We start from the raw sequence: 19477 nt of genomic DNA, 5'->3' as shown, positions 1-19477 counted from the left end.
CCCTTACCGTTGATGCATGGATCTTCGACTGCCCCGACTGCGCGGGGCCGTACTGCGGAGGCCGCGGCGGTTGATTGCCGCCGCGGCTTCCGTGGTCGTGCTCGCCGGCGCCGGTACGTGGACGGCCGCCGCCTCGGACGAGGCCCCACCCGTGCACCGCTCCGACAGAGTCATGGCCATGGGCGGCGGTGTGAAGATCGACACCTCGTACTTCACCGCGGGCTCCGGCCGCCGTCCCGCGGTGCTGATCGGGCACGGCTTCGGCAACAACAAGGAAGAGGTGCGGTCCCAGGCGGAGACCCTGGCGCGCGACGGGTACGCGGTGCTGACGTGGTCGGCGCGCGGCTTCGGAAAGTCCACCGGGAAGATCGGCCTGAACGACCCCAAGGGCGAGGTCGCCGACGTCTCGAAGCTCATCGACTGGCTCGCCGAGCGGCCCGAGGTCGAGCTGGACAAGGACGGCGACCCGCGCGTGGGCGCCACCGGAGCCTCGTACGGCGGCGCGGTCTCGCTGCTCGCGGCCGGATACGACCAGCGGGTGGACGCGATCGCCCCGTCGATCACGTACTGGAACCTCGCGGACGCGCTGTTCCCGAACGGCGTGTTCAAGAAGCTGTGGGCCGGCGTCTTCATCAACTCCGGCGGCGGCTGCGACAGGTTCGAGCCCCGGCTGTGCGCGATGTACGAGCGGGTCGCCGAGTCCGGAAAGCCGGACGCGGCGGCGAGGGAGCTGCTGGCCGCCCGCTCCCCGTCCGCCGTCGGCGACCGCATCAACGTGCCCACGCTCATCATGCAGGGCCAGTCCGACTCCCTCTTCCCGCTCGGCCAGGCCGACGCGATGGCCAAGGCGATCCGCGCCAACGGCGCGCCCGTGGACGTCGACTGGATCTCCGGCGGGCACGACGGCGGTGACATGGAGGCCGACCGGGTGCTCGCGCGCGTGGGCTCCTGGTTCGACCGCTATCTGAAGGACGAGAAGGGCGTCGACACGGGGCCCGCGTTCCGCGTCACCCGCACCGGGGGCATCGACTCCACCGACGGCGCGGCCCAGTTGCGGGGCGCGAGCGGGGACGCGTACCCCGGACTGTTCAGCGGTGAGCGCCAGGTGGCGCTGACCGGGCGTGAGCAGGAGTTCAGCAACCCCGCGGGCGCCAACCCGCCCGCCATCTCCGGACTCCCCGGACTCGGCAGCGCCGGCGGCCTCACCCAGCTGTCGTCTCTCGGCGTCGGCGTCTCGCTCGACTTCCCCGGACAGTCAGCGAGTTTCGAGTCCAAGCCGCTGAGCGACGACATGCGGATCACCGGGTCGCCGACGGCGACGGTGCACGTGGAGTCCACGAGCGGCGAGGCCGTGCTGTTCGGGAAGGTGTACGACGTCGGACCGGGCGGCGGGCAGCGGCAGGTCCTGCCCTCCCAGCTCGTCGCCCCCGTACGGGCCGAGAGCGGCAAGGACGTCCGGATCACCCTGCCCGCCATCGACCACGAGGTGGAGAAGGGGCACCGGCTGCGCCTGGTCCTCGCCTCGACCGACCTCGGCTATGCCTCTCCGATGGCTCAGGCGACGTACAAGGTGTCCCTGAAGAGCGAGCTGAACGTCCCCACCGCGCCCGGTGTGAAGACCGCGGCCGTGCCGATGCCCGCGTGGGTGTGGTGGCTGCCGCTCGCCGGTGCAGTGGTGGCGCTGGGCCTGCTGCTGACGGGCCGCCGCCCCACGAGCGCGGCGGCACCCGACCCCGAGCTCGCCGAAGTCCCGCTCCAGATCACGGACTTGAGCAAGCGGTACGCGAAGTCCGCGGACCGGTACGCGGTACGGGACCTCTCCTTCCGCGTCGAGAAGGGCCAGGTGCTGGGTCTGCTCGGCCCGAACGGCGCGGGGAAGACGACCACTCTGCGCATGCTCATGGGCCTGATCAAGCCCGACGGCGGCGAGATCCGTGTCTTCGGGCACGCGATCCGGCCGGGTGCCCCGGTGCTCTCCCGGGTCGGCTCCTTCGTGGAGGGCGCGGGCTTCCTGCCGCACCTCTCCGGGCGCGAGAACCTGGAGCTGTACTGGAAGGCGACCGGGCGCCCGCCCGAGGACGCCCACCTGGAGGAGGCCCTGGAGATCGCGGGTCTGGGCGACGCGCTGGCCCGCGCCGTCCGTACCTACTCGCAGGGCATGCGCCAGCGCCTGGCCATCGCCCAGGCCATGCTCGGCCTCCCGGACCTGCTGATCCTCGACGAACCGACGAACGGCCTCGACCCGCCGCAGATCCGCGAGATGCGCGAGGTGCTGATCCGCTATGCCGCGGCAGGCCGCACGGTCATCGTGTCGAGCCACCTCCTCGCCGAGGTCGAACAGTCCTGCACGCACCTGGTGGTCATGGACCGTGGCCGTCTCGTCCAGGCGGGCCCGGTGAACGAGATCATCGGCTCCGGCGACACCTTCCTCGTCGGCCTGGCCGCCGACATCGAAGACCCGCTGGTGGAGAGGGTGGTGGCCCTGCCGTCCGTGGAGTCCGCGGTGCGGACGGAGGACGGGCTGCTGGTACGGCTGGCGGCGCCGGGCGCGGCCGCGCCGAGTGCCGGCACGCCCGTCGGCGTGGGTGCGGTGGGCGTGGGGATCGACGAGGCCGAGCCCACGGCCAACGGCAGCTCCGCCCACGGCAGTTCCGTCGGCGGCAGCCTCACCAACGGCAGCTCTGCCCACGGCACCAACGGCTCCACCACAGCCGCCCAACTCCTCGTCGACCTGGTCCGGCTCGAAGTGCCGGTCGCCTCGCTCGGCCCGCACCGCCGTCTAGAGGACGCGTTCCTGACCCTGATCGGAGGCTCCGAATGAGCACCCTTGTCGAGAAGGCAGAGGTGGCGGAGGGCTACCGGGCGGGGCGGACACTGCCGCTGCGGGTCGAGCTCGTACGGCAGCTGAAGCGACGGCGGACGCTGGTCATGGGGGCGGTCCTCGCGGTATTGCCCTTCGTGCTGGTCGTCGCCTTCGCCATCGGCGGGGATCCGGGCGACGACCCTGGCGACCGGCTGACGCTGATGGACACGGCCACCGCGTCGGGCGCGAACTTCGCCGCGGTGAACCTGTTCGTGTCCGCCGGGTTCCTGCTCGTCATCCCGGTCGCGCTGTCCTTCGGAGACACCATCGCCTCGGAGGCGAGCTGGTCCTCGCTGCGGTATCTGCTGGCGGCCCCCGTGCCGCGAGCACGCCTGCTGTGGTCCAAGCTCACCGTCGCGCTCGGCCTCAGCCTCGCCGCCATGGTGCTGCTGCCCGTCGTCGCGCTGGCGGTGGGCACGGTGGCCTACGGATGGGGCCCGCTGCAGATCCCCACCGGCGGCGCCCTCCCCACGGGCACGGCGGCTCAGCGCCTGCTGATCGTGATCGCGTACATCTTCGTGTCCCAACTGGTCACCGCGGGCCTCGCGTTCTGGCTGTCGACGAAGACCGACGCCCCGCTCGGCGCGGTCGGCGGCGCGGTGGGCCTGACGATCGTCGGGAACGTGCTGGACGCGGTCACGGCCCTCGGCGACTGGCGCCACTTCCTGCCCGCGCACTGGCAGTTCGCCTGGGCGGACGCCGTACAGCCCCGCCCGGAGTGGGGCGGCATGATCCAGGGCACGGCCGTCTCCGTCACGTACGCGCTCGTGCTGTTCGCGCTGGCCTTCCGCGGGTTCGCCCGTAAGGACATCGTGTCGTAAGGGATATCGCGATCGTGTCGTAGGGATCCTCCGGACACCCGCAGGTCTCCGGAGGATCACCCGCCGGTCTCAACTGCCGCCCGCCGTGGCCGCATCGAGACTCATCCGCAACGCCTCGGACCGCTCCTTCCGGCCGCCTCCGACGTCACAGTCACAAGGGCCGACTGGTCGGCTCACCAGGTCACCGAGGGGGCACATATGTGGCGCGACGGATGGCACGACGGACGGCACGACCGGAACAACCGGCTCCACCGAATACGGGCCCGGCGGGGCGGCCGCATCCGTGTGCGCCGCACCCGCCGTGCCCTGCCGGCCGGCCTCCTGGCCGGCACCCTGGCCGCCGCCCTGCTGCTCACCGCATGCGGCGGCGGGGACGACGGCGACTCGTCGTACGGCGGCGACAAGGCCCGCGACAGCGAGGCCTTCCCGGCGCCCACCCCCGCCCAGCCGACGGGCCCCGCGGGTCCCGAGAGCGGCACCGCCCCGAGCGACCAGAAGGGCGAGATCCGCGAGACCACCCCGCCTCCCGCCGACTACCTCTCCACCTTCGCCCTGGACGTCGACACCGCCTCGTACGGCTACGCGCGCCGCACCCTCGCCGACGGCGGGCGGCCCGACCCGTCGACCGTCCGCCCGGAAGAGTTCATCAACAGCTTCCGCCAGGACTACGAACGCCCTGACGGCAACGGCTTCACGGTCACCGTGGACGGCGCCCGCACGGACGCCCGTACGGACTCGGGCCCGGACTCGGGTACGGAGGACGGAACAGGAGGTCGAACGGACGGCGGGGACTGGCGGCTCGTGCGGGTCGGCCTCGCCACCCGGGCTGCCGCCCCGTCCGAGGACGACAAACGCCCGCCGGCCGCTCTCACCTTCGTCATCGACGTCTCGGGTTCCATGGCCGAGCCGGGCCGCCTCGACCTGGTCAAGGACTCGCTCGGCGTGATGACGGACCAGCTGCGCGACGACGACTCCGTCGCGATCGTCACCTTCAGCGACGAGGCCGAGACCGTTCTCCCGATGACCCGCCTCGGTGATCACCGCGGCCGCGTCCACGAGGCCATCGACACTCTGAAGCCGACCCTCTCGACCAATCTCGGCGCGGGCGTCGAGACCGGATACGGCACCGCGGTCGAGGGCCTGCGCGAAGGCGCCACCAACCGTGTCGTCCTCCTGTCCGACGCCCTCGCCAACACCGGCGAGACCGACGCCGACACCATCCTGGACCGCATCGCCGACGCCCGCCGCGAGCACGGCATCACCCTCTTCGGCGTCGGCGTCGGCAGCGACTACGGCGACGCCCTGATGGAACGCCTCGCCGACAAGGGCGACGGCCACACCACCTATGTGTCGAGCACCGAGGACGCCCGCACGGTCTTCGTCGAGCAACTGCCCCGCAACATCGACCTCACGGCCCGCGACGCCAAGGCACAGGTCGCCTTCGACCCGCGGACCGTCGACCAGTTCCGGCTCATCGGCTACGACAACCGCCAGGTCGCCGACGAGGACTTCCGCGACGACCACGTCGACGGCGGCGAGGTCGGCCCCGGTCACACCGTCACGGCCCTCTACGCGGTCCGCACCAAGCCCGGCGCCTCCGGCCACCTCGCCACGGCGACCGTCCGCTGGCTCGACCCCAAGACCCGCGTCCCGCACGAGGAGTCCGGCCGACTGGACGCCGAGTCTCTGGACCGGCCCCTGTGGAACGACGAAAACGCCGACAGCGGACTCCAGGTCACGGCCATAGCCGCCTACTTCGCCGACGCGCTCCGCTCGGGCGACACCCGCTGGAGCCGCCTGCCCGCCGCTCCCTCAATGACCGCACTGGCCGACCGCGCCGACGCACTGGCCAGCGCCACCGAGGACAAGGACGTACGCGAACTCGCCGAAGCGATCGAACAGGCAGGCCGGTACACGGAGTAGTCGGTACACGCAGCAGCCGGTACACGGAGTAGCCGGTACACGGAGTAGCCGGTACATCCACCAGGCGCACGGCCTCAGTCACCGCACAACTCCCTTTCGGCCCGCGCCGGATCACTGGGAAAACGGAACGAGGTGCGCTCCCAGGCCCCGGCGACGTTGCGCAGAAAGCGCCCCGGGGTGAGCGGATCCCGCGTCGCGTCCCGCAGTTCCGCGAGCGCTCCGCAGCGCAGCGCGCGCCGGGCCGCGTCGACCTGGGCCGGGTCGATCCACGGCGGCAGATCGGCCGGATCGCCACGGTCTGCCGCCAGCCACGCCGGCGGCAGACGCTTGTCGTGTCCTACGCGTCCACCCCCGATCCGTTCGGAGTGGGCGGCCAGCGGATAGGAGAGCCCGACCGGATCGAGCGCCACTCCGTCCAGGGGTACGGCGGATCCGTTGAGCCCGAGCACCACATAACTGGCCGTCACGGAGGGCGGGTGCGGGTGCGAGTGCGAGTGCGAGGGCGAACCGGCGGGGGCGGTGGCGGCGGCGGTGCGCGCGGCCCTGCCGAACAGCAGCTCCGGCGCCCCGGAGCGCGCGGCCGCCCGCACCATGCGTGCGTAGTCCCGGTGATGCGCCGCCCCGACGAAGGTGTGGTGCACCGGATGCGGATCCGCGTTGTGGCGGACGTACACCCCGCGCTCGTCGGCGATCCCGCCCGGACCGATGTGTCCGGCGTACGGGGTCCGCAGCCACCCGGCGCACACCACCGCCCACGCCCCGACCCCGACCGCCGCGAGCACGCCCACCCGCGACACCGGCACCACGAACACGGGCAGCAGCACCAGCAACAGGCCCGGCAGCAGCATCCGACCATGCATGAAATCGCCGCCGACCTTGACGACGTACACCCAGCACAACAGCCCGGCGACGACGGGCGTGAGCATCGCGACGATCCGTGCGGCCGTCCGCGGGTCACGTTCGCCGCGCCCGCCGTACACGCCGCGTCCATCGCGCGAGGCCCGCACCGCGGCGACCACCACCAGCGCGACCACGAACAGCGCGGGCACCCACAGCAGATAGGGGTGCGCGAAGTCCCCGAGATACCCGAAGCCCCGTCCCCACAGACTCTCCGCCGCCTCCTTCGTCACGGCGGGCAGCGGCACCAGATGCCCGTAGTAGCCCGCCCGGAAGATCTCGTACGCGCCCGGCAGCGCACCCGCCGCCACGGCACCCGCGAGCACGCCCCGCCGCGAGGGGCGCGCGAGCAGCCACTGCGCCCCCAGTAGGACCGCGGAGACCAGCCCCAGGTCGGGTCGTACGAGCGGCCCGAGACCGAGGAGCACCGACGTCGCGAGCGACGCGGGCCGCGTGCTCAGCGCCAGCCACGCGCCGGCGATCCAGCAGGTGGCGAGCCCCGTCTCCAGCCCGGAGGTGGCGAAGTCCCACACGGGAGGCAGCCCGAGCAGCACGAGCGAGCCCAGCGGCACGGCGGCCCGGTCGCCGTACAGCCGCAGCGCCCCGAGGCCCGCGAGCGCGAACCCGACACCGGTCAGCACCAGCCCCCCGTACACCGCGGCCGTCGCCGGATCCGCCCCCACCGCCCCGGCCGCCACCAGCAGCCACTGCCACAGCGTCCCCGTCGACGACTCGACCCGCTCACCCGCGTTGAAGACGGGCCCGTTCCCGGCCAGTACCTGCCGCACGGTCCGTACGTAGATGAAGGCATCGTCGGACATCCACCGCCGCTGGAATCCCGCGTACGTCACGACGACCGCGGGCAGCAACCACACCGCGAGCCGCACCCGGGCCGCACGCACGGCAGGCGGCCGGGACACCTGGGGGAGTAGGGAGGAGGACGGGGGCGGAGGGGTCTTCCGGTGCTCGGGCGGATAAGTCGACGTCACACGTTCATCGCACCACGTCAGCCGGGCCTTGACGCCGCCGGTGGGCCGAACGGGGGACAGTGACGCTCCATCAGGCAGCCATTCGCGTAGTCACTGTCCGACAGTCACCCGTTCGAACATTCGCGCACAATCGATTGAACTTCCGCTACGCCTGAGTAATTTGACCCCCCAGTAAGAACGCAGGTGAGCCGCGAACGGGAGTGCTGTCATGGGCGTACGCAAGGACTTGAAACGGGCAAAACAGCGCACCGACCTGGCGTCCCGCAGCAAGGTCGAGCTGATCAGGGACGAGACCGGCACGGTGCGTGAGGCCCGTACGCCCCGCCTCGCGCCGGACGCCACCACGGGCAGCACCGCCGACATCCCCTTCACCAACGCGAGCGAGGCGCCCGACGCCGTGGTCCTGCGCCGCAGGGACCACAGCGGCTGGCTCCCGGTGACCGCGGCCGCCTTCGCCGGCGAAGTCACCGCCGTCGCCAAGGGGTTGATCGCGGCGGGGCTCGAACCGGGCGGGCGCGTCGCCGTGATGTCCCGCACCCGCTACGAGTGGACGGTTCTCGACTTCGCGATCTGGGCGGCGGGCGGTCAGAGCGTCCCCATCTACGCCACCTCCTCGGCCGAGCAGATCGAGTGGATCGTCCGCGACTCGGGCGCCCGCTTCGTCATCGCCGAGACCCCCGAGAACGCGGAGGCGGTCACCACCGGCACGGCCGACCACCCGGCCCCGCCGCGCGTGTGGCAACTCGATGACAACGCGATCCCCGAACTCACCGCCCAGGGCCGGGACATCCCCGACGACGAGGTCACCAAGCGCCGTACGTCCCTGACCCCCGACACCGTGGCGACGATCTGCTACACGTCCGGCACCACCGGCAAACCCAAGGGCTGCCTCCTCACGCACGCCAATCTGCACGCCGAGGCCGCCAACACGGTCGAGCTCCTGCACCCCATCTTCAAGGAGGTCTCGGGCCAGATCGCCTCGACGCTCCTCTTCCTCCCGCTCGCCCACATCCTGGGCCGCAGCATTCAGATCGCCTGCCTGATGGCCCGTATCGAGCTGGGCCACTGCCCGAGTCTCAAACCGGACGAACTCCGGCCCGCCCTGCGGGAGTTCCGCCCCACCTTCCTGGTCGGCGTCCCGTATCTCTTCGAGAAGATCCACGCCACGGGCCGCGCGACCGCTGAGAGGATCGGCCGCGCCGCCTCCTTCGACCGCGCGGACCGCCTCGGCGTCCGCTTCGGCGAGGCGCACCTCGACAGGTTCCTCGACCGGGGCAAGGGCCCGAGCCTTGGCCTGTACGCCGCCTGGGCCCTGTACGACCTGCTGGTCTACCGCCGCATCCGCAGGGAACTGGGCGGGCGCATGCGCTACGCCATCAGCGGCGGCTCCCCCCTCGACCGCAACCTCAACCTCTTCTTCTACGCCGCCGGAATCATCGTCTACGAGGGCTACGGCCTGACGGAGACCACGGCCGCCGCGACGATCGTCCCGCCCCTCAAACCCCGCCCCGGTACGGTCGGCCTCCCGGTTCCCGGCACGGCGATCCGCATCGCCGATGACGGCGAGGTCCTCATCAAGGGCGGTGTCGTCTTCGGCGCGTACTGGAACAACCCGGCCGCCACCGACGCCGTCCTGACCGACGACTGGTTCGCGACGGGTGACCTCGGTTCCCTCGACGAGGACGGCTACCTCACCATCACGGGCCGCAAGAAGGACATCCTCATCACCTCCGGCGGCAAGAACGTCTCACCGGCCGTCCTGGAGGACCGCCTCCGCAGCCGCCCGCCGGTGGGCCAGTGCGTCGTCGTCGGCGACAAACGTCCCTACGTCGCCGCTCTGATCACCCTGGACCGCGAGGACATCGACCACTGGCTCCATGTCCGCGCGATGCCCGCGGACACCCCGATGTCGGAGCTCGTACGCGACCCCGGTATGCGCGCCGACGTCCAGAAGGCCGTGGACTACGCGAACCAGGCGGTCTCCCGGGCCGAGTCGATCCGTGAATTCGTCCTGGTGGAGGGCGAGTTCACAGAGGAGAACGGCCTGCTCACCCCGTCCCTGAAGACCAAGCGGCACGCGGTCACGGCGGCATACGCGGACGAGATCGAGGCGCTCTACCGCGACTGAGGGGAGACGCGGTACAGAACGGTGCAGGAGCAGGAGAGCGGGCCGGCGCATTTCTCGGTGGTGACCCGCATTTTCGACGACCCCGCAATCTCGGTGCTCCCGTATTCTCGGCGAACCCGCATTTCTCTTGCCCGCACTTCCGGCGTTTGGGCGCAGGGCGATTCGAGTGAATTCCCGCGAGGCCGGCGTTCCGCGGTTTCTTCGTCCGCGTGTCTCTCGTTCACCACCTGTAGGTCATGGCGCGAGCCGCTCAAGCTGCTCGCTCGGTCTCGGCCGACACAGGGGCATGACCGCAGAGAAGGGAAAGCACGTGAAGCACAAGAAGAGCGCTGCTGTCGTCGCCGGTGTGATCATGGCCATGGGCATGGCCGCGCCGGCCGTCGCCGACTCCGGTGCCGATGGCGCCGCCGACAACTCCCCGGGCGTCGGTTCCGGCAACGTCGTCCAGGTCCCCATCAACGTTCCGATCGAGGCGTGCGGCAACACCATCTCCATCACCGGGCTGCTGAACCCGGCGCTCAGCAACACCTGCCTCAACGGCTGACGCAACACACCAGTCGCTCGCCACGTCGCGGCCGGCCTTGGAGGTCCCTTCAGGTTCCAAGGTCGGCTTTCCCCTGTCCGGTTCATGCCAGGAGTTCACTCCATTGGAGGCAGAACCCGGGCCGTCGCAGCGCGTTGATCCAGCGTCGGGCGTTCCGCCCGGTGCTTGTGTCAACCCCAAGGAGCACTTCCCCATGTCGCGTATCGCCAAGGGCCTGGCCCTGACCTCCGTTGCCGCCGCCGCCATGGCGGGCGGCGCCGGCGTCGCCGCCGCCGACAGCGGAGCGAGCGCCGCCGCCACCCAGTCGCCGGGCGTCGTGTCGGGCAACCTCGTGCAGACCCCGGTTTCGGGGGCGGCGGGGGTCTGTGGGAACACGGTGACCGCCGCTGGGCTGCTGAACCCGGTGTCCGGCAGCACCTGCACCAACGGCTGACGCCCCGCGTCGTCGCTGAGGACCCTTTCGGGCCGGCTGCCCTCCCTTCGGGAAGGCAGCCGGCCCGTGTCACTTCCGTTCCATCATGGGGCCGCGCGTTCCGTCGACGGGCGCACAGGAGGACGTGCGCCCGGTCACGCGTGCTCGTGGGCCCGGGACGCCCGCATGCGAGACGTCTGTCCGGGGTGTGTTCTCCATGGGTACGGCCGGGAGTTGCCGCTCCCGGCCGTACGTTCCGGTTTTGTCCGGTCCCCCTATTCGATCTCGCGCATCATCTTCTCCATCGAGCCGACCGCGAGCCGGGTCTGGGTCAGTTCGTCGAGGGTCTGCCGCTGTTCTTCCGCCGTGCGGCGCTGCAACTCGACGGTGTCCTCCAGGAGTTGCGCGTACCTCGCCGCCAGCTCCTTGTACTGCTGCTCGCGTGCGGCCAGCATCCGGGCCCGCCAGGTGGCGGCGCCCTGCCAGACGATCACGATCAACAGGGAGAAGAACCCGGCCGCGCCGACGACTGCGACCAGCACGCCCAGCGCTTCGTCCGCCGAGGCGGACGTCACCAGTTGCTCCTTCACTTGGCTTCCTCTTTCGCGGTCCGATCCGTCGCGGTCCGATCCGTTGTCTCGGTGATCGTCGTGGCCGCGCTCGCGATGACGTGCGGCGTCAGTTCGTAGCAGAACGGAGCGACCTCGAAGTACTTCATCGTCTTGCCGTCCTCCGAGAGTTCGAGCGTGCCGACGACCAGTCCGGCTGCCTCCAGCCGCTGCAGGTGCATGTGCAGCAGCGGACGGCCCATACCGATCTCGCGAGCCAGCGCGCTGACGTAGTTACGGCTCTTCATGAGCGCCGCGACGATCCGCAGGCGATGCGGATTGCCGAGCGCGGAGAGCACTTTCAGCAGCTCGTCGCCGGTCGGTGCCGGAGGCGGAACCTCAGGCATCCCGGCCCCTTTCGTTCGTACCTGTCAGAAAACGCTGACAGCCCCTCAGGCACCTGTCAAAGAGTTCTGACACATATCGGGGTGAGACCCGGGGGGATCTCAGGGTGGGATGGGGGACGTATCAGGGTCGGGTCGGGGATGCGTGCGCCGGCGCTGTTCGACCGCCTTGGGTCAGGGGGCGGTTACGGGCGTGTGCAGCGGCCGGTCGGGTTGGCGGCCGGAGGGCGGCACTGCAGGCCGAAGTCGGCCGCGTCCTTGCTCAGGTAGCGGCCGATGCAGAGGTTCGCGGAGGTCCGGCCGCGGTCGCGGCAGAACTTCAGCGCGGCACGCCCGTTGGGGAACGGGCCGGGGGCGTAGAAGACCCAGAAGCCCGGGCGCAGGGACGCGAAGTCGTCGCTGCGGAGGAAGCGGGCCCCGGGCACGGACTCCCGGATCCTGGCGAGCCGTTGGTCTCTCGCGGCGGTGCCCGCGCCGACGGGCTCGGAGTAGAGCTGGGCGATCCAGCGGCCTTGTGGGGTGGGAGCGGGGGCGGGGGGCGAGGTGGGTGGCCGGGTGGTCGCTTGCGTCGGGGAGGGGGTCGGTGTGGGGGTGGGGCTCGTCGGTGATGCGGCCGGCGCGGATGACGTACTGGCTGCCGGGCGGTCGGCCTTGCTGTCGGCCTTGTCGCCGAGGGCGAGGATCAGGGTGGTCGCGGCGGTGACCACGAGGGCGACCGCGACGACGGCGATGACGATCGGCATACGGCGGCGAGGCCTGTCCCCCGGCGGGTGCGGCGCCGGCCGGGGCGTGTCCAGCTGGGTGGGTGTGTGCGGCGGTGCGGGCGCGGGCGTGGGCGCGGGAGGTGCGGGTTCGGCCGGTGCGGCGTGGTCGAGCGGTGTCGGCGTGATCAGCGTCGGCTGTGTCCAGTGCGGTGTCGTGCCCGCCTCCGCCTGCGCCAGCATCGCGTCCAGCCGTGCCGCGTCGGGGCGGGCGGCCGGGTCCCGTACCAGCAACGCCTGGAGTACGGGCGCGAGCGGGCCGGAGCGCACCGGCGGCGGCACCGGATCGTCGAGTATGGCGGCCAGGGTGGCGAGCGTGGTCCCGCGGCGCAGCGGGCTGACGCCCTCGACGCAGACGTACAGCACGAGCCCCAGGGACCAGAGGTCGGACGCGGGATCGTCGTCGGTGCCGCGGATCCGCTCCGGGGCGATGTACTCGGGCGAGCCGATGAGTTCGCCGGTGGCCGTCAGCGAGGTCGAGCCCTGAAGGGCCGCGATGCCGAAGTCGGTGAGTACGGCGGTGCCGTCGGGGCGCAGGAGGATGTTGGCGGGTTTGACGTCCCGGTGCTGGATGCCCGCCGCGTCCGCTGCCCGCAGGGCGGCGAGCACCTGACGGCCGATGTGCGCCGCCTCCGCGGGGCTGAGCGGTCCGGTGTCGAGCCTGTCCTGGAGCGAGGTGCCGGGCACCAGCTCCATCACGAGCCAGGGGTGCGGGTCCTCGTCCACGATGTGATGGATGGTCACCACGTGCGGATCGCTGAGCCGGGCGAGCGCCCGCGCCTCCCGCAGGACCCGTTCCCGCATGGCGTCCGACGACGCCGCCTCCGCCCGTACGGCCTTGAGGGCGACCTCTCGGTGCAACACGGTGTCGCGCGCCCGCCACACCGTCCCCATGCCTCCGCTGCCGAGCGGCTCGACCAATTCGAAGCGGCCGTCGATCAGGTCCCCCGGTGCGTTCATGAACGACAGGTTAGGGGAGGAGGCCCGCTTTTCGCGTAATCTTGCTTGACTTACGCAAGTAGCTGTTAGAGTGACTTCATGTCCACACCGCAACCCGCTGCCGCCCCCGTCTCGACGCACGTGATCGAGATCGAGCGGGCCCTCACCCGCATCACGTACCTCATCAGCCGGGCCCGGCAGCACGAGCGCCTCATGGCCGTGGCCGGACTGCCCCTGGACCGTGCCGCCGTGGCGCTCCTGCGGCGGCTCGCCGAGGCCGAGCCGCTGCGTACGGGGGAGCTGGCGGCCCGGCTGTCAGTGGAGGCGTCCCATGTCAGCCGGCAGGTGCAGCGGCTGGACAAGAGCGGCTACGTCACCCGGGTCCCCGACCCCGACGACCGCAGGGCCCAGCGCATCCGGCTCACGGACGCCGGCCGGACCGCGGTCGACCGGATGCGGGACGTGAGCCGGTCGGGCATGCAGATGGCCCTGGCGGACTGGTCTCCCGAGGAGCTGGGGCAGCTCGCCACCTTGTTCCACCGGATGGTCGACGACTTCGTCGCCCGGACCGAGGCGGAGATCGACGCCAGGCCGCCTGCCTGATCGCGCGGCGGACGCCCCGGGCCGCCCGGGGTCCCGCCCGCGCCGCCGTTCGGACATGCAGTGTGTGCCCTACTTGGGCCCTATACGAATGGTCTGCCATGTACGGGAGCATCGTCAGCGAGAAACCGTCGCCGCTTCGCGGCGACAGGCAGCACGTCCTGGTCGTCGTCGACGATCCCGAGGTGGCCGAACTCCTCACGACCACTTTGGAGTTGGCGGGCTACGAGGTCGGCACGGCGGGCTCCGGGACCGAGGGGATGGCGCGGGTCGCGCGACACCGGTTCGACCTGGTGGTCCTCGACGCCACGCTGTCCGACCTGACCGACTTCGGGCGGGGCCGCCGGGTCGCCCCCGTGGATCGTCCTCCGGTTCTCTTCCTGACCGCGTGCGATTCCCTCCACGCACTGGTCCCCGAACTCGGCCTGGGGGCGGAGGACTACGTCACCAAGCCCTTTCGCATCGCCGAGTTCCTGGCCAGGGCGCAGGTGTTACTCCGAGGCCACGGCGCCGGCCGAGACCCCGGCGGGAACTCTGGCCGGCACGCCGGCCGGATCCCGGGCCGGAATCCCGGCCGTCGGGACGGCATGCCGCGATACGGCGACCTGATCCTGGACGACGCCGCCTGCCAGGCGCGGCGTGGACGGAGAGCCATCGACCTCACCCCCGCCGAGTACCGGCTCCTGCGTCACTTGCTGGCCAACGCGGATCGCGTGCTGTCGAAGGAGCAGATCAGCCGGCATGTCTGGGGCGAGTTCCGTGCCGACAACGCGATCGAGAAACTCGTCTCCCGCCTCAGGCGCAAGGTGGACCGGGAAGAACCCGCGCTGATCCACACCCGCCGGGGCTTCGGATACTGGCTCGGCTGTCCCGGCTTCTGAGCCGTCCCGGTTTTCCACAGCACGAGGACAGCGCCGGGTGGGCAGTTTGCCTTTCCTTTACAGTAGGGCGGAGAAGCAAGACCGCTTTTCTCCGCCACTATCTCCGTACGAGCAAGTCGTACCTGTTGCCAGAAGGAGCGACGGTCCCGCGATGGGTGAGCCTCCCAGTCCCAGCCGTGCCATTCCCCGACCTCGATGTCTGACTGATGAGGGAGCGGGGGTGGCACGGTGACCGAAGTTCTGCTGCTCCTGGTCGCTGTCCTCCTCATCCTTGCCTGCGCGCTGTTCGTGGCGGCCGAGTTCTCGCTGACCACCGTCGAGCGCGGTGAGCTGGAACGGGCCGCCGAGGCGGGCGAGCGCGGCGCGGACGGCGCGCTCAAGGCGGTGCGCCGGCTCACCTTCCAGCTGTCCGGCGCCCAGCTCGGTATCACCGTCACCTCACTGGTGATCGGCATGCTCGCCGAGCCGTCGCTGGCCTCGCTGCTGCGGGGCCCGCTCCAGACGGCCGGCCTCGGGGGCGCCGCGTCGTCCGTCGCCACGGTGCTGGGCGTGGTCGTCTCCACCGTCGTGCTGATGGTGGTCGGCGAGCTGGTGCCCAAGAACTGGGCGATATCCCGGCCGCTGGCGGTCGCGAAGGTGGTCGCGGGCCCGCAGCGCGGCTTCACGGCCGCGTTCGCGCCGTTCATCCGGCACCTGAACAACACCGCGAACCATTTCGTGCGCCGCTTCGGCCTGGAACCCGCCGAGGAGCTGGCCTCCGCCCGCAGCCCCGAGGAACTGGTCGCCCTCGCCCAGCACTCGGCCGCCCACGGCGCCCTGGAGGCGGACTCCGCCGAGTTGTTCGTACGGACCCTGCACCTAAGCGAGCTGACCGCGGAGAACGTGATGACCCCGCGCGTCGACGTCAAAGCCCTGGAGGCGCGCGCGACAGCCGCCGACGCGGCGAACCTGACGCACGCGACCGGCCTGTCCCGCTTCCCCGTCTACCGCGACAGCCTCGATGAGGTGGTCGGCACCGTCCACATCCGCGACGTACTCGCCCTGCCGCCCGAGAAGCGGCGGCTCACCCCGGTCACCGAGCTGGCCACCGCGCCCCTGCTGGTGCCCGACAGCCTGCCCGCCGACCGGCTGCTGGAGCGGCTGCGGGAGAGCCGGACCATGGCCGTGATCATCGACGAGTACGGCGGCACGGCCGGCCTGGCGACGGTGGAGGACATCGTCGAGGAGGTCGTCGGCGAGGTCCGCGACGAGCACGACCCCGTCGAGGTCCCCGACCTGCTGCCCGCCCCCGTCACTCAGGACGGCCGAGCGGTGTGGGAGGCGGACGGCGGGGTGCGCATCGACCAGCTCGCCCAGATAGGACTGGCCGCCCCCGAGGGCCCGTACGAGACCGTGGCCGGGCTCATCGCCACCCGGCTGGCCCGCATTCCCGCCAAGGGCGACACCGTCGACCTGGACGGCTGGCATCTGGCCGTCCTCGACGTCGAGCACCACACCGCCGACCGGATCCGCATCACTGAGCCGGAACCGGCCGCCCCGCCGGCCCACCAGGTCGCGGAGGAAGCCCGATGACCGTCGTGCAGCTCGCCATCGGCGCCCTGACCCTGCTGACCAACGCGTTCTTCGTCGGTGCCGAGTTCGCCCTGATCTCGGTGCGCCGCAGCCAGATCGAACCCCGCGCGCAGGAGGGCCACAAGGGGGCCCGGATGACCCTGTGGGGACTGCGGCACATCTCCGCGATACTGGCCACCGCCCAGCTCGGCATCACCGTCTCCTCGCTGGTGCTCGGCGCGGTCGCCGAGCCCGCCATCGCGCACCTGCTGGAACCGGCGTTCGACGCGGTGCACATCCCGCACGCGTTGGTGCACCCGATCGCGTTCGTGATCGCGCTGTCCCTGGCGACGTATCTGCACATGCTGATCGGCGAGATGGTGCCCAAGAACATCGCGCTCGCCGCTCCCGTCCCCACCGCACTGCTGCTGGGCCCGCCCCTGGTCGCGCTCACCCGCGCGCTCAAGCCGGTCGTCTTCGGCATCAACGCCTTCGCCAACACCCTGCTGAAGCTGCTGCGGGTGGAACCGAAGGACGAGGTGGAATCCGTCTTCACCGACGACCAACTGGCCCGCATGGTGGTCGACTCCAGCGAAGCCGGGCTGCTCGCGCCCACGGACAGCGCGCGGCTGCGCGACGCGCTGGAGCTGGGCACCCGCCCGGTCGGCGAGATCTTCGTACCGGCCCGGAAGATGCGTACGGTCGACCGCACGATCACCCCGGCGCGGCTGGAACGGGTGGCCGCCGAGGCGGGCTTCTCCCGTTTTCCGGTGACCGGAGCCGACGGGACCCTGCTCGGCTACCTGCACATCAAGGACACCCTCGGCGTCACCGACCGCGACCGGCCCTTCCCGCGGACCGCCCTGCACCCCGTCCCCCGGGTCCGCATCGACACCCCGCTGGACGACACCCTCACCGCCCTGCGCGCCGGAGGCAGCCATCTGGCCGCCGTCACCGGTGAGAAGGGCGCCGTGCTCGGCTTCGTCACCATGGAGGACGTCCTGACGGAACTCGTCGGCCCGACACCGGCCACCGCGTGACCGCCACCAGTCAGGAACTCGGGGTCCAGTCGGCCCGGGACTCGTTCAGCACCGCGGAACGCCTTGCCGCGTGGGTGCTGGGCTGCGCCCTGCTCGCCGCCTGATGGTGGCCGGCCGCGCCCATCGCGGCCGGCTGCGGGTCAGCGCTCTTCCGGAACGCCAACTGAACACCGACAGCCGTGACGCTTCGCACGCCGCGGCTGTCGGTGCTGGGCTCTCACGCCGTGCCGACGAGCTCGTACCCCGCCTCGTCGACGGCGCCGCGGACGGCCTCCTCGTCGAGCGGGGCGGCGGAGGTGACGGTCACCTCACCGGTCCCGGCGACGGCCGTGACCGCGGTGACGCCGTCCAGCGCGGATATCTCCTGCGAGACCGCGCCCTCGCAGTGGCCGCAGGTCATGCCGGACACCTTGTAGACGGTGGTGACCCCGTCGGCCCGGGCGCCGGCCGCCGCGTCGGAGTGGCAGGAACCGTCGGTGGAGCAGCAGGAGCCGGAGTTCTTCTGGTCGGTCATGGCTTTTCATCCTCACGTGTTGACGCGTGGGTGTCCTGGGGGCCTGGCGTCCGGGCCAGGCCCTCTCGATGCGCCCAATCATATACCCCCTCGGGGTATGCGAGTCCAGCGGTGGGGAGGTGAACGAAAGGCGGTGGAAAAAGATCGCGTGACCGGCAGACTGACCCCATGACCGCAACGGATCCCAAGGCTGATCTTCACTTCTACTTGCAGTCCGCCCGCGATGCCCTGTTGTGGAAGCTCGAAGGGCTCTCGGAGTACGACATCCGCCGCCCGCTGACGCCGACCGGCACCAACCTCCTGGGCCTGGTCAAACACGCGGCGAGCGTGGAACTGGGCTACCTCGGCGACACCTTCGGACGTCCGTCCGGCGAGCCGCTGCCCTGGCTCGAAGGCGGCGCCGAGCCCAACGCGGACATGTGGGCCACCGCCGACGAGTCACGCGAGTACATCGTGGAGCTCTACCGCCGGGCGTGGGTGCATTCGGACGCGACGCTCGACGCGCTGGCACTGGACGTGATCGGCAAGGTGCCGTGGTGGCCGAGCGACAAAAACGAGGTGACGCTGCTTCATGCCGTAGTGCGCGTGACCGCTGACACGCATCGGCACGCCGGCCACGCCGACATCCTCCGCGAACTCATGGACGGTGCCGTGGGGATGAACGAGGGCAACGACAGCATGGCTTCGAAGGATCCGGCGTGGTGGGAGAACTACCGCGGCCAACTGGAGCGCGTGGCCAGGCAGTCGACTGAGTCGGCGTAGGCCGAGGGGGTCGCCGAAGTAAACCGGTCATGTGCTTGGCTCGTTAACGTGATGTTGCGCGGAGGTTGGTGGATCAAGGTCCAAGAGCCGTTAGGATCACGGCATGGTTACGGCTTGGTCACCCCCGCGCATAGTGCGGGCCCGCGCTTCCGCGGGTCCGTTGCCGCGTGTGCTGGCCATGGCCGTGCTGCTGTTCTGCGTCGTGTTCACGCACGGAGCGAACGCCGAGAGTGTCGAAGGACACCTGGTGACCAGCGCGGCAGTGCCCGCGACCGGGTCGCCCGAAGAGGCCCGCGATGCCGCGGACGTGCAGGCTCTGCCTCGGCCTGCCGCGATAGCCGAACCGCACGGGGATCACGGCTCTTCGCATCCGAGCGAGCATTGTGTATCCGGCCAGCCGCAGCAGGGCCCGGTACTGACGCCCCCGTGCTTTGCGGTGTCGGTCAGCGAATCGCCCGCCTCCGGGCGTGACTCGGTCAGGCGGGGTCTCAATGAGCCGGCGCTGCTTGTCCCCTCGCCGGCGGCCCTGAGATCGTCCGTGGTCCAGCAGGTCTAGAAGTCGGAGTCGTCTCACTCTTTTCGGCCGTTCGCGAGCACCGGATTCCACACACGCACCGCTCACGCCACCGTGGACCCGGATCTCATCGTTGACGCCGTCCCACCCCCCACTCATGCCTGCCGCTCCCCTCCGCCATGGCTGTCTCCGTGGCCGATGAAGCGGTGGGCGCACGGAGGACCTGTGACGACCCACTTCTCCACGCCCGCGTACGCCCCGCGGGCCTCGGCCGGCTCGCGGTGGCCGCGCCCGCTCGTCGCCCTGTTACGGGCTGCCCTGCTGGCGGCGATCGCGCTGTGCGCCCTCATACACGGGCCGTCGGAAGAGGCGGAGCAGCACCGGAC

Annotated in this window: 16 protein-coding genes; 11 read left to right on the top strand and 5 right to left on the bottom strand. The window is 71.1% G+C overall.

The window, feature by feature from the left end; translation table 11 throughout:
• Positions 1 to 16 precede the first annotated feature (16 nt).
• The 3 genes from FE633_RS25925 to FE633_RS25915 all read left to right on the top strand — a co-directional run bounded on the left by FE633_RS25925 (position 17) and on the right by FE633_RS25915 (position 5607).
• On the top strand, positions 17 to 2821 hold the full coding sequence (locus tag FE633_RS25925) for an alpha/beta fold hydrolase (protein WP_138047600.1): 2805 nt from the start codon (positions 17 to 19) through the stop codon (positions 2819 to 2821).
• Positions 2818 to 3684, top strand: coding sequence for an ABC transporter permease (locus FE633_RS25920; protein ID WP_138047599.1), 867 nt, complete (start codon positions 2818 to 2820; stop codon positions 3682 to 3684). The genes FE633_RS25925 and FE633_RS25920 overlap by 4 nt, the downstream gene beginning before the upstream one ends.
• Before the next feature lie 198 nt (positions 3685 to 3882).
• Positions 3883 to 5607: a vWA domain-containing protein gene (locus tag FE633_RS25915; protein WP_138047598.1), complete on the top strand. Its 1725-nt coding sequence runs from the start codon at positions 3883 to 3885 to the stop codon at positions 5605 to 5607.
• Between the two features lie 74 nt (positions 5608 to 5681).
• Here the strand turns inward: FE633_RS25915 and FE633_RS25910 are convergent, their stop codons facing one another.
• Positions 5682 to 7424, bottom strand: a complete 1743-nt coding sequence (locus FE633_RS25910; protein WP_138047597.1) for an arabinofuranosyltransferase AftB family protein — start codon at positions 7422 to 7424, stop codon at positions 5682 to 5684.
• Positions 7425 to 7701: 277 nt separating this feature from the next.
• Between FE633_RS25910 and FE633_RS25905 the strand changes: the two genes are divergently transcribed.
• From FE633_RS25905 to FE633_RS25895, 3 genes are all read left to right on the top strand, one after another.
• Positions 7702 to 9621, top strand: a complete 1920-nt coding sequence (locus FE633_RS25905; protein ID WP_138047596.1) for an AMP-dependent synthetase/ligase — start codon at positions 7702 to 7704, stop codon at positions 9619 to 9621.
• 286 nt (positions 9622 to 9907) lie between these two features.
• Positions 9908 to 10165, top strand: coding sequence for a chaplin (locus FE633_RS25900; protein ID WP_138047595.1), 258 nt, complete (start codon positions 9908 to 9910; stop codon positions 10163 to 10165).
• A gap of 193 nt (positions 10166 to 10358) precedes the next feature.
• Positions 10359 to 10598, top strand: a complete 240-nt coding sequence (locus FE633_RS25895; RefSeq protein WP_138047594.1) for a chaplin — start codon at positions 10359 to 10361, stop codon at positions 10596 to 10598.
• Positions 10599 to 10852: 254 nt separating this feature from the next.
• Here the strand turns inward: FE633_RS25895 and FE633_RS25890 are convergent, their stop codons facing one another.
• The 3 genes from FE633_RS25890 to FE633_RS25880 all read right to left on the bottom strand — a co-directional run bounded on the left by FE633_RS25890 (position 10853) and on the right by FE633_RS25880 (position 13250).
• On the bottom strand, positions 10853 to 11167 hold the full coding sequence (locus FE633_RS25890) for a hypothetical protein (RefSeq protein WP_171060121.1): 315 nt from the start codon (positions 11165 to 11167) through the stop codon (positions 10853 to 10855).
• Positions 11164 to 11532 (bottom strand): ArsR/SmtB family transcription factor, encoded by a 369-nt coding sequence (locus FE633_RS25885; RefSeq protein WP_138047593.1) that lies wholly within the window; start codon positions 11530 to 11532, stop codon positions 11164 to 11166. The genes FE633_RS25890 and FE633_RS25885 overlap by 4 nt, the downstream gene beginning before the upstream one ends.
• Positions 11533 to 11714: 182 nt before the next feature.
• Complete coding sequence (locus FE633_RS25880; protein WP_138047592.1) at positions 11715 to 13250, bottom strand: serine/threonine-protein kinase; 1536 nt, start codon at positions 13248 to 13250, stop codon at positions 11715 to 11717.
• 78 nt (positions 13251 to 13328) lie between these two features.
• On the opposite strand from FE633_RS25880, the gene FE633_RS25875 reads away from it, so the two are divergent.
• The 4 genes from FE633_RS25875 (at position 13329) to FE633_RS25860 (ending at position 17301) form a co-directional block, all read left to right on the top strand.
• A complete protein-coding gene (locus FE633_RS25875; protein ID WP_138047591.1) occupies positions 13329 to 13832 on the top strand; it encodes a MarR family winged helix-turn-helix transcriptional regulator in 504 nt (167 codons plus the stop codon).
• A 98-nt stretch (positions 13833 to 13930) separates the two neighbouring features.
• Complete coding sequence (locus FE633_RS25870; RefSeq protein WP_138047590.1) at positions 13931 to 14710, top strand: response regulator transcription factor; 780 nt, start codon at positions 13931 to 13933, stop codon at positions 14708 to 14710.
• 228 nt (positions 14711 to 14938) lie between these two features.
• The gene (locus FE633_RS25865; RefSeq protein WP_138047589.1) at positions 14939 to 16282 is read left to right on the top strand and encodes a hemolysin family protein; all 1344 of its coding nucleotides are present in this window, start codon (positions 14939 to 14941) and stop codon (positions 16280 to 16282) included.
• Entirely contained in the window at positions 16279 to 17301 is a 1023-nt protein-coding gene (locus FE633_RS25860) for a hemolysin family protein (protein ID WP_138047588.1), read from the top strand. Before FE633_RS25865 ends, FE633_RS25860 begins: the two co-directional genes overlap by 4 nt.
• 217 nt (positions 17302 to 17518) lie before the next feature.
• On the opposite strand, the gene FE633_RS25855 is transcribed toward FE633_RS25860, so the two are convergent.
• The gene (locus FE633_RS25855) at positions 17519 to 17815 is read right to left on the bottom strand and encodes a heavy-metal-associated domain-containing protein (protein WP_138047587.1); all 297 of its coding nucleotides are present in this window, start codon (positions 17813 to 17815) and stop codon (positions 17519 to 17521) included.
• A gap of 168 nt (positions 17816 to 17983) precedes the next feature.
• On the opposite strand from FE633_RS25855, the gene FE633_RS25850 reads away from it, so the two are divergent.
• Entirely contained in the window at positions 17984 to 18577 is a 594-nt protein-coding gene (locus FE633_RS25850) for a DinB family protein (protein WP_138047586.1), read from the top strand.
• Positions 18578 to 19477: the final 900 nt, after the last annotated feature.

The organism is Streptomyces montanus, from assembly GCF_005786655.1.
GTDB classification, from domain to species: Bacteria; Actinomycetota; Actinomycetes; order Streptomycetales; family Streptomycetaceae; genus Streptomyces; species Streptomyces sporangiiformans.
This window is presented reverse-complemented; position numbering and strand designations above follow the sequence as displayed.

Excerpts from the sequence above, each read along its gene's own strand:
- FE633_RS25880 (WP_138047592.1), bottom strand. The coding sequence starts at position 13,250 with ATGAACGCACCGGGGGACCTGATCGACGGCCGCTTCGAATTGGTCGAG.
- FE633_RS25900 (WP_138047595.1), top strand. The coding sequence starts at position 9,908 with ATGACCGCAGAGAAGGGAAAGCACGTGAAGCACAAGAAGAGCGCTGCT.
- FE633_RS25885 (WP_138047593.1), bottom strand. The coding sequence starts at position 11,532 with ATGCCTGAGGTTCCGCCTCCGGCACCGACCGGCGACGAGCTGCTGAAA.
- FE633_RS25920 (WP_138047599.1), top strand. The coding sequence starts at position 2,818 with ATGAGCACCCTTGTCGAGAAGGCAGAGGTGGCGGAGGGCTACCGGGCG.
- FE633_RS25855 (WP_138047587.1), bottom strand. The coding sequence starts at position 17,815 with ATGACCGACCAGAAGAACTCCGGCTCCTGCTGCTCCACCGACGGTTCC.
- FE633_RS25915 (WP_138047598.1), top strand. The coding sequence starts at position 3,883 with ATGTGGCGCGACGGATGGCACGACGGACGGCACGACCGGAACAACCGG.
- FE633_RS25905 (WP_138047596.1), top strand. The coding sequence starts at position 7,702 with ATGGGCGTACGCAAGGACTTGAAACGGGCAAAACAGCGCACCGACCTG.
- FE633_RS25870 (WP_138047590.1), top strand. The coding sequence starts at position 13,931 with ATGTACGGGAGCATCGTCAGCGAGAAACCGTCGCCGCTTCGCGGCGAC.
- FE633_RS25860 (WP_138047588.1), top strand. The coding sequence starts at position 16,279 with ATGACCGTCGTGCAGCTCGCCATCGGCGCCCTGACCCTGCTGACCAAC.
- FE633_RS25875 (WP_138047591.1), top strand. The coding sequence starts at position 13,329 with ATGTCCACACCGCAACCCGCTGCCGCCCCCGTCTCGACGCACGTGATC.
- FE633_RS25895 (WP_138047594.1), top strand. The coding sequence starts at position 10,359 with ATGTCGCGTATCGCCAAGGGCCTGGCCCTGACCTCCGTTGCCGCCGCC.
- FE633_RS25925 (WP_138047600.1), top strand. The coding sequence starts at position 17 with ATGGATCTTCGACTGCCCCGACTGCGCGGGGCCGTACTGCGGAGGCCG.
- FE633_RS25850 (WP_138047586.1), top strand. The coding sequence starts at position 17,984 with ATGACCGCAACGGATCCCAAGGCTGATCTTCACTTCTACTTGCAGTCC.